This is a genomic window from Microvirga sp. Mcv34 (assembly GCF_024519725.1).
In the GTDB taxonomy this organism is placed as follows: domain Bacteria; phylum Pseudomonadota; class Alphaproteobacteria; order Rhizobiales; family Beijerinckiaceae; genus Microvirga.
On the sequence record NZ_JALJRK010000123.1, the window covers coordinates 1 to 8,859 of the forward strand.

9 protein-coding genes are annotated in these 8,859 nt (G+C 58.9%); 5 read left to right on the forward strand and 4 right to left on the reverse strand.

Translation table 11 applies throughout. The features are described from left to right. Nucleotides 1-55 precede the first annotated feature (55 nt). From OC446_RS27790 to OC446_RS27805, 4 genes are all read left to right on the forward strand, one after another. On the forward strand, nt 56-1,456 hold the full coding sequence (locus tag OC446_RS27790; RefSeq protein ID WP_262032194.1) for an aldehyde dehydrogenase family protein: 1,401 nt from the start codon (nt 56-58) through the stop codon (nt 1,454-1,456). Next, a complete protein-coding gene (locus OC446_RS27795) occupies nt 1,453-1,845 on the forward strand; it encodes a carboxymuconolactone decarboxylase family protein (RefSeq protein ID WP_262032187.1) in 393 nt (130 codons plus the stop codon). Before OC446_RS27790 ends, OC446_RS27795 begins: the two co-directional genes overlap by 4 nt. Before the next feature lie 114 nt (nt 1,846-1,959). Beyond that, a complete protein-coding gene (locus tag OC446_RS27800) occupies nt 1,960-3,030 on the forward strand; it encodes an aldo/keto reductase (RefSeq protein ID WP_262032188.1) in 1,071 nt (356 codons plus the stop codon). Between the two features lie 158 nt (nt 3,031-3,188). Beyond that, on the forward strand, nt 3,189-3,509 hold the full coding sequence (locus OC446_RS27805; RefSeq protein WP_262032189.1) for an antibiotic biosynthesis monooxygenase family protein: 321 nt from the start codon (nt 3,189-3,191) through the stop codon (nt 3,507-3,509). 454 nt (nt 3,510-3,963) lie between these two features. Here the strand turns inward: OC446_RS27805 and OC446_RS27810 are convergent, their stop codons facing one another. Beyond that, on the reverse strand, nt 3,964-4,617 hold the full coding sequence (locus OC446_RS27810; protein ID WP_315986553.1) for a transposase: 654 nt from the start codon (nt 4,615-4,617) through the stop codon (nt 3,964-3,966). Then, the gene (locus OC446_RS27815) at nt 4,539-5,057 is read right to left on the reverse strand and encodes a helix-turn-helix domain-containing protein (protein WP_262032190.1); all 519 of its coding nucleotides are present in this window, start codon (nt 5,055-5,057) and stop codon (nt 4,539-4,541) included. The genes OC446_RS27810 and OC446_RS27815 overlap by 79 nt, the downstream gene beginning before the upstream one ends. A 276-nt stretch (nt 5,058-5,333) precedes the next feature. Here OC446_RS27815 and OC446_RS27820 point away from each other — a divergent pair, with 276 nt between their 5' ends. After that, complete coding sequence (locus tag OC446_RS27820) at nt 5,334-5,822, forward strand: hypothetical protein (RefSeq protein ID WP_262032191.1); 489 nt, start codon at nt 5,334-5,336, stop codon at nt 5,820-5,822. Between the two features lie 259 nt (nt 5,823-6,081). Here the strand turns inward: OC446_RS27820 and OC446_RS27825 are convergent, their stop codons facing one another. Together OC446_RS27825 and OC446_RS27830 are read right to left on the reverse strand one after the other, a co-directional pair. Beyond that, nucleotides 6,082-6,453, reverse strand: coding sequence for a response regulator (locus OC446_RS27825; RefSeq protein WP_262032192.1), 372 nt, complete (start codon nt 6,451-6,453; stop codon nt 6,082-6,084). A 36-nt stretch (nt 6,454-6,489) separates the two neighbouring features. Continuing rightward, nucleotides 6,490-7,941 carry an ATPase domain-containing protein gene (locus OC446_RS27830; RefSeq protein ID WP_262032193.1) on the reverse strand — a complete coding sequence of 484 codons (1,452 nt, stop codon included), beginning with the start codon at nt 7,939-7,941 and terminating at the stop codon, nt 6,490-6,492. Between the last annotated feature and the right edge of the window lie 918 nt (nt 7,942-8,859).

Consider the following 8,859-nt stretch of genomic DNA (forward strand, 5'->3'; position numbering starts at 1 on the left):
CGTATGATGGCACCTCCGACTATACCCCGACCCGTCAGTTTATGACACAGTAGTAATAGATGGCCGTTTCGTTGTTCCGCACGGAACGGAACTCTTTGATTTGCATAACCCTTTTACCGGGGCCGTGATCGGTCGCGTCCGCCTAGGCAACGAGGAAGACGCGCGCGACGCCATAGCTGCCGCGAAAATGGCCTTTCCTGCCTGGTCGAGATCGTCGAAAGAGGAGCGGGTTTCACTTCTTAAGCGCATGCACGATGCTGTCCTGGCCAGAAAAGACCAGTTGCTGGAGGCTATCATCGTTGAGTATGGCGCGCCGGTTTCTCGTGCTGACTGGATGGCAGGCCATGCCGCAAACAGCTTCCTGGATGCTGCCCGCGCACTACAGAGCTATGATCTCACCCAAAGGATCGGAAATGCCGACGTGATCATGCAGCCCCTTGGCGTGGTTGGTTTGATCACCCCATGGAACAGCAACGCCGGCTTTATCTGCACGAAACTTGCGTACGCTTTGGCCGCCGGATGTACTGCGGTAATCAAACCTAGTGAGATGAGTGCCACCCAGACTCAGGTCCTCCTGGAAGCACTCCACGAAGTCAGTGCGCCACCAGGCCTGTATAATGTCGTCAACGGCCGCGGCAACGTCGTAGGTGCTGAATTTACAGCAAGCCCGGATGTGGCGAAGATATCTTTCACTGGCTCAACGGCGGTTGGGAAGACCATTCTGCGTGAGGCAGCGAGCACTATCAAGCGTGTTACGCTGGAGCTCGGAGGCAAGTCGCCAACAATCATTCTGGATGACGCGGATCTTTCTAAGGCTATCCCGATTGCCGTGCAGGTTGGGTTGGGCAACAGTGGCCAGGCCTGCATCAACGGTACGCGCATCCTCATTCCCGAGGCTCGGCGAGAGGAAGCCATTACGGCTATCAAGGGAGTCATTGACGAGCTGAAATCTGGTGACCCACGGGATCCGACAACGGCCATTGGACCGATGGTGAGCCAGACGCAATACGAGCGTGTGCAGCGCTATATCAGGAAAGGCATAGAAGAGGGTGCGACGTTGGTAGCCGGAGGCGAGGGCCATCCAGACGGAAGCTCAGGCTACACAGTACGACCGACCGTATTTGCTGATGTCACCAACGACATGGTGATTGCTCGTGAAGAGATCTTCGGGCCTGTCCTCTGCGTCCTCACTTACAAGGATGAAGCAGAAGCCATAAAGATCGCAAACGACACAACTTATGGCCTCCATGCCTATGTCCTTTCCGCCGATCCGGCGCGGGCAGCTGCCGTCGCGAATCAGTTGGAGGCCGGACGGATCGCTATCAATGGCGCTCCACATCACCCGGATGTCCCGTTCGGCGGGTTCAAACAATCCGGAATTGGCCGCGAGTACGGCGTCTTCGGGCTGCAGTCATATCTTGAGCCGAAGGCTTTGCTAGGAACGGTGGCAGCATGAAGACGGTAGCGAATGAGGGTTCACGGATCTATGCCGAATTACGCGGCGAGGACAACGCACAACGAATGGAGTGCCTATCTCAAACAGCTGGGGCGGAAGCCATCATCGCGGAGCTCTCGCTTGACTTTGTGTTCGGGAAAATCTGGGCGCGAGACAGGCTCGACAGAAAGCAGCGAAGCCTCGTTACAATCGGAGTCCTGATCGCTCTACGGCAGACATCTGAGCTAGAAAAACACCTCCAAGTCGGCTTGACCAATGGCCTCAGCCGAGCGGAGCTTGAGGAGGCGATCGTACAGACCGCTCCGTACGCCGGTTTCCCGGCCGCTTGGAGCGCCGCAAACGTTCTATCTTCGCTTAGCCAAGGGTCGGATATTGAGGATCAACTGTAATCTGGCGGTTCAGCCCGGCAACACATTGCGACCGTGCCGGACGGCGTCGCCACGTCTTCAGCGCGGACTCGCGCTGAAGCACTATTGCGCTGGCTCACAACTTCGGAGATGAAAATGAGTGGTAGAGACGATGGATTGCTACAAGACATAGAGGGTGCTGCGCGGGTGCGCCTTGGGCACTCGGACTTGACTGTTCGGCCGATCGGCCTCGGCTGCATGGGAATGTCGCAGTTCTACGGCCCAGCAGATGACGGCCAGTCCGTCGCGACGCTACAGGCGGCATTGGATCTTGGCGTCGATTTTCTGGATACGTCAGACATCTATGGAGCCGCTGACGTCAACCTAGGCGCTCAGATCCGGGGCTTCGGCCACAATGAGCAACTCATCGGTCAGGCACTCGTCGGCCGACGCGATGAGGTGGTTCTCGCCACGAAGTTTTCGGCCCGCTTGAGCGAGGACGGAAAGGACGTCGTGATCGACGGTCGGCCGGAGTATGTTATCGCGGCCTGCGAAGCAAGCTTGCTCCGGTTACGTACCGACGTAATCGATCTGTATTATTGTCACCGGATTGATCCAAAAGTTCCCGTTGAAGAGACAATCGGCGCAATGGCGCGGCTCATCGAGCAAGGCAAAGTACGAGCAATTGGCCTAAGCGAGGCATCCGCGGACCAGTTGCGCCGGGCCCATCGAGTACACCCACTGACGGCGCTTCAATCGGAATACTCGCTGTGGGAACGCAGTGTTGAGCCGGAGATCCTTCCGACCTGCCGCCAGCTCGGGATCACCTTTGTCCCGTTCAGTCCACTCGGCCGTTCCTCGCTAACCGGCGCCGTTCATCACGGCGCGACCTTCGCGGCCGGCGACTTCCGTGCTTCCAATCCCCGCTTTGCACCGGAAAACCTCGCTAAGAATCTCATGCCGGTGGAAGCACTCAAGGTCCTCGCCGAAAGCAAAGGGTGCCGTCCAGGGCAACTCGCTCTCGCTTGGCTTCTAGCTCAGCCATTCGACATCGTACCAATCCCTGGGACCAAGCGTATCGCCTATGTGGAGCAAAACCTCGCAGCAACGAATGTTGGCCTAAGCCAGGACGAAATCGCCTATATTGGTTCTATCTTCTCGCCAGAGCGGATTGTTGGCGGCCGATACGCTCCCGTACATGCCGCGCATGTCGCTGGTGGAGGATAGGCGTCTCTGCTGGCAAGGCATATTCGCACGGCTTTCCCGCTAAACGGGTAACCCGGCTACAAGCCAATCGATACTGCGCGACGCCTAAACACAGACAATTCCTTCTAGCCTGAAGACTCCTTTGGAGGTCCCCGTAGTACTGCCCTGGAGGCCGGATAATGAGTGAAACCGAGCAAGGAGTTGTTCTAATCAACATATTTACTGTGAGTGCCGCGGATCAAGACCGCCTTGTATCCCTTTTGACAAAAGCCACTGATGGAATTGTCGATCGGGCTCCTGGCTTTCTGTCCGCGACACTGCACCGGAGTGTCGACGGCACAAAGGTTGCGATGTACTCTCGGTGGCGCAGCATCAGCGACTACGATGCAATGCGCGACAACCCCGCTCCCATGCCATTTTTGCAAGAAGCACTGACCTTCGCCACATTTGAACCGGGCATATACAACATCGAGCGTACGTTTGTTACGGCACTGGTATGATAGAGTGAATACGATGCACCAATCGCGGCACCGCGATGCTCAACGCATGCCTGCGCCGTATCGTGTCTTGCGAGATAACTTAGTCTAATCTTTGCGTTATACGATGATTGTCAAATCTCTCATTTGATTGTTGGAGACATGATGCCGATCGGCTCACCGTAACAATGGCTCACCGTAAATTACGTAGAAAACTGGCGTGATCTGGACACCATGCGACCATTTGGGAAGGAAAGCCACCTCTACGTTCCTTGAGGCGTCGAGATACCAATCCGAACAGCAAGTTCATGAGGCACACCAACGGAACTATGTGCGCCGCCCCTGCTGCTTGGTCGAAATCTCACTCCATTCGGTTCACCTGCTGCATCGCTGAACCGGCGACGGCGGACTCTATCTCCGGACTGGTCCCTCCCGCTCTAGGATGTGCCGTCGCGGAGTTGGTGTCTCGACGCTTGTTCTAAGTAGGTCGCCAAAAGTTCTGCAACAGCGTTCTGAGCCAGAAGCGTTTGGACAGCATGCCGGCCTTGCGGAACGCTTGTTGCGGCGTCAGCCTCAGAACCCACTCAGCGGCCTCGGCGGCCAGAGCATCGATGGACGCGGCCTGCCGATTGGCCGCAATCAGCCGCTTGAGCTCGCGCCAGAGCTGATCCATCGGGCTCAGTTCGGGCGTCTGCCGGGGCAACCACACGAACCGGATGCGCAGCCGGGCGGCCAGGGCTTGGGTCTGCGGGGCGGTGTGGGCGCTGGCCCGGTCCGTCAGCAGCCAGAGCCAGCCGGCGCCCCGGTAGCGGCGCCGCAGCGTGCGCAGGAACGCCTGAGCGTCAGCCTGACCGGCGCGGGTGCGGATCAGCACCACCCGGCGCGCGCTGCGCAGGTCGATGGCTCCAAACAGCACCCGCTTGGCATTGCGCCCGGTGATCGGCACGAGGGCCTGCGTGCCCTTCAGCGCCCAGGTGGCCCGCAGCGGCGGAAACAACCGCAGCAGGGTCCAGTCGAGACACAGCAGTCGATCGCCCCTGTGCCAGCCCGCCTTCAGGCGTCGGGTGATCCCCCCTTTTTCTGCGGCAGATGCGCCGCGCGCGCGACATAGACATAGCGGGGCCGCTTCCAGCGATAGCCCGCCTCGTGCAGCCGCCGCCGCAGCGTCCGCGGGCTGACGGCGAGGCCCTTGGCGGCCAGGTCGTGGGCCAGCAGCGGCACGGTCCAGCTCGTGGCCTGGTAGCCGCAGCGGCGGGGATCGCGTGCCAGGGCAGCGGCCAGGCGCTGCGGCGTCAGCGGGCGATGCAGGCGCGGACGCCCGCTGCGCGGCCGGTCGATCAGTGCCGTGGTCTCATGCTCGGCCCGGTACTGGACGAGCCAGCGATGCACACTGGAGCGGTTGACCCGGCAGCGGCGGGCTGCCTCGGCTACGGGATACCCCTCGGCGACCAGCAGCAGCGCCTCGAGGCGGCGATACACACGGGCCTCGCGGGCGCCGGCAAGCGCGGCAGTAAGCCGCTTGCGATCCGCCTCATCGAGCCACGTCTCGGGAGAGTGATCATGGTGTTGCATGCGCCCCAGCAAACACCCGAGGCTCTCGCGTTGCAAGTCTTATGGCGACCTACTTAGTCAATGTGGATGTTATTATCCAAGATTGGCCGCCTGAGCTAGGTTAACTCTCGTGATTGGCTCGCCTCGTATCCTGCTGCAGTCCACATCGAGGTTGGCCTTCAGGCCTGAGATCACTCGACAGCGGTGTTCATGGTACTTTTGGCTGAACGCATCGGCAATGGTGCTCACTAAACAGTCGCTTGGATCCTGACTCAGTTCGGATAGGGATTTAAATCGATGAAGAATCTGATTTTCTTCACTCTTGCAGCCGCTGCCACGATTAATCTGTATGCCGATCCTGTGACGGCGGCAGGCTTCGAATGCCCGCGGCTGAGCGATCTCGACACGCCGCCCCTTGCTGCTGAAATCGATCTTCTGGTCCCGAAAGGTCCGCTGCTGGAGGAACCCAGCAAACTAAATTCTGCAATTGACCTTTTGCGGACGCACGGCGTGTCGCGTACTGACACGGTCAATCACTTGATAGCATTCTACTGTCCTGCAGTTGCTGATAATTCGGTTCTGTCTGATGTCCAAAAGACCGAACGTGTTATGCAGTTCTCGCAGATGGTGACGAGGCTTGTCCTGACGCCGAACACCGTAGAGGATGTTATCTACAATGTCCCCCTCCCTCCGAATATCGCCCAAGTTGCCATGGCACGAGCACAGCAGAATGGACTCACTTTGGAGGAATGGATCGCGCAGTTGGTCGAGGCAGCGACCCGCTAAGATCCTTCGCAGGAGTTGACATGCTGCTGGTATGATGACCGAGATGTGCATCCTGCAATGTGATCTATTGAACACTCTGAAGCTGGATGATGACAGCTCCATAGGGGCTTTTCCGGATAGTTAGTGCTGCCCGTCTGCCTAGGACAAAACGGCGCGAATTGGGAGGGCGGGCGATACCTTGTCCAACCTCAAGCTGACATGCCTCACAACCGATAGCGCCCTGCGGGCCTCAAGGACCGCTCGCATGCAGGGCCGGACATCATGTCTGCGGCGGGGTGCCAACGATCTCTATCACTGCGGCAACGACTTTCTCGACACGGAATGGCTTGTCGTACACGGCCACAAACAGGTCTGGGTGATTGCGGGCAATTGCCCCTTGTGCCCCGCTCACGAGGATGATCGGGATTTTGGACCGATCCGGGTTGGCCTTGATGGCCTGGGCCAGTTCCAGTCCATTCATCAGCGGCATCATGAAGTCCGTCAACACCAGCGCCGGCGCCTCCTTGTGCAGTACCTCCAGGGCCTTCCGACCATTCGACGCGGTGACCACCCGAAAGCCTTCCTCCTCCAAAGCATCGACGAGAAGGTCTGCAATGAGAAATTCGTCATCGACTACGAGGATGGTGGTCATGCCTTGGCTCTTCTCCCGCTCAGACAACGTGCCATCTCATGAGCGGGCCTTATCATTGGGCCGGGCGGTGCCAGTCAGCACCTGCTCCGATCCTGCGAAGGATTGGGGGAGGGTGACGCCCTGATCGCTGATTGCGAACTCCCGAAACGAGGGGTCGAAGGCACTGTCGCGTACCTTCATGATCGAGATCAGACGGCGGAGCTGCGCGTGTTGATCGACGAAGCGCAGGGCAATCAGGTTGTCGATGACACTGGAGACCTCAGGTGTCGGCGCCTGGATTTGGCGGCTGAACAGGTCAGCCAACTCCCAGGTGCCAATAGTCGTGACACTCAGGGCCCGCAACTCGTTCGTGAGCGCGGAGAAGAACTCTACCAGCCGCAGCGGATAAATGGCAGCTCGGTCAAAGGCGCCAAAGCCGTCGATGAACAGGCGCTTCACACCACGGCGGTCCACGGCGTCGAGGAGCTTGTAGGCAAGCCCATCGAGTAGGTTCTCGGTCGAGGGCTGCCACAGGATCTCCAGGGCTCCGGAGGCGAGTAGTGGATCGAGGTCAAGCCCGATGGCCCGGGCCTTGAGCTTCAGACGCTCCGGCGTCTCGTAGAAGCCAAAGTGCAGCCCCAGCTCCTCAGGGGTGGAGTGCGCCAGAAAGTGCAGCCCCAGGGTGGTCTTTCCGGTACCCGACGGACCGAGAACCAGCGTGCTGGAGCCCAGTTGCAGCCCGCCGCCGATCATCGCGTCCAGATCGGCGATGCCTGAGCCGGTCCGGGTCGTGGTGGGGCAGTCCTGCCTGGACGGCTGCCCGAGGACGGCCTCAAGCCGCGGGTAGATCACCACGCCCCGATCCAGGATCTCGAACTGGTGATAGCCGTGCACGGCCTTTACGCCCCGGGACTTGCGCACCTGAAGTCGGCGCGCCGAGCGGACACCCACCACCTCCTCCTTGAGCTGGATCACGCCGTCGACCATCGTGTGCTCGGGGCTGGTCTCCTCGACTTGAGCGCTGGTGAGAAAGAGCACGGTGCAGCCGGCAAAGGCGGCATGCCCCTGCAACTCGGCGATGAAGGTCTTCACATCCAGGTTGCTCTCGGCCTTCTCGCGGGCATTGAGAAGCCCGTCGAGGATGAGCAGAGTCGACTTTTTGCGGGCAATCTCCCGGCGCAGCAGCTTGACCACGGCGGTGAGACCCTCATCGCGCAAGGTCGTGAAAGCACTGATATAGTCGATGCCATTGCCAAGCCGGCCAGCATCGAAAAACGCCAGGGTCGAGAGGTTCTCGAACAGCCGCTCGTGCGACTCGGCGAGCAGCGTCACGTAGAGGACGTGCTGTCCGGAGGACGCATGATGGAAGGCGATCTGGTTCGACAGGATGGTCTTGCCGGCGCCGGGTGGGCCCTGGATGATGTAGGATGAGCCCGCCACGAGGCCGCCGCGCAGCACCACATCCAGACCGTCCACTCCGGTGACAAGGCGGGTCAGCTCATGGGGCACGGTTCAAGCTCCTTGACGACGCTGTCCCGGGAAAAATGAGGCTCGTCTGGGACGAACTGCGGGAAGAGACCGAAAACCCTGTGCCAGCATTATCGTCCTTCGCCGCCGGAATCCATGCCTCTGTACACAACGTTCGATCCTCGAGTGGCGTAACCGCGACACAGTTAGTTTGACCGCGGCTGTCAGTGTAGCAGTAGTCAGGCCGGAAGGTGGAGCAGAAGTCGGCCTGCATAATGCCTGACACGTCTTCTGCACTAAAGATCAATCTCAATATATCGCGCACGCATTCACCCGAATCGAAGCTTCCCCCGTACATGACTCCGCTGGAATGACGGCAGCATCCACCGTTCTCCTTTCTAATAACTAATGAAGCGGCGAGCAAAACTCACGATTTCCCTGCGTGATCTCTTGGTCCCGTTTCATGTTTGGAGATCGGGAGAACTATGTGTTCCCGTTTAGCGTTTCTACGATGCAAAGCACGGCCCTGTACAAGGCTATTGTGCATACAGGGCCGTGCTACTGAGCAGGTCACACATGCGGCTTCTTTTTGCCCCTACAGTCCGGGTTATCCGCTTGGCATGATCGCTCGCTGGAAGGCATGACATTCTCCTGAAACGGATCTGTCGGAGCTTAGATCTACTTTAGGCACTCTCCACCTCGAAGGGTGACCTTGTGCTGAACTGCCGGCAGTTCAGAGGGCATCAAGCACAGATACAAAATACATACGTTATACAAAGGGAAAGCAGCCGCTGATAGGATCCTCCAGCTAGATTGATGAACACCATTGTCTAGGCTTTCGAAGAACCGGGCCGAAAGCTTAGTTCGAGAGGTACAGAACAATCTGCCGAATTCACAATGAAATGTATTTAGTCGGCCCTGAACAACCCACAACTGATTGAGACAGAAGGATTCTTCGCC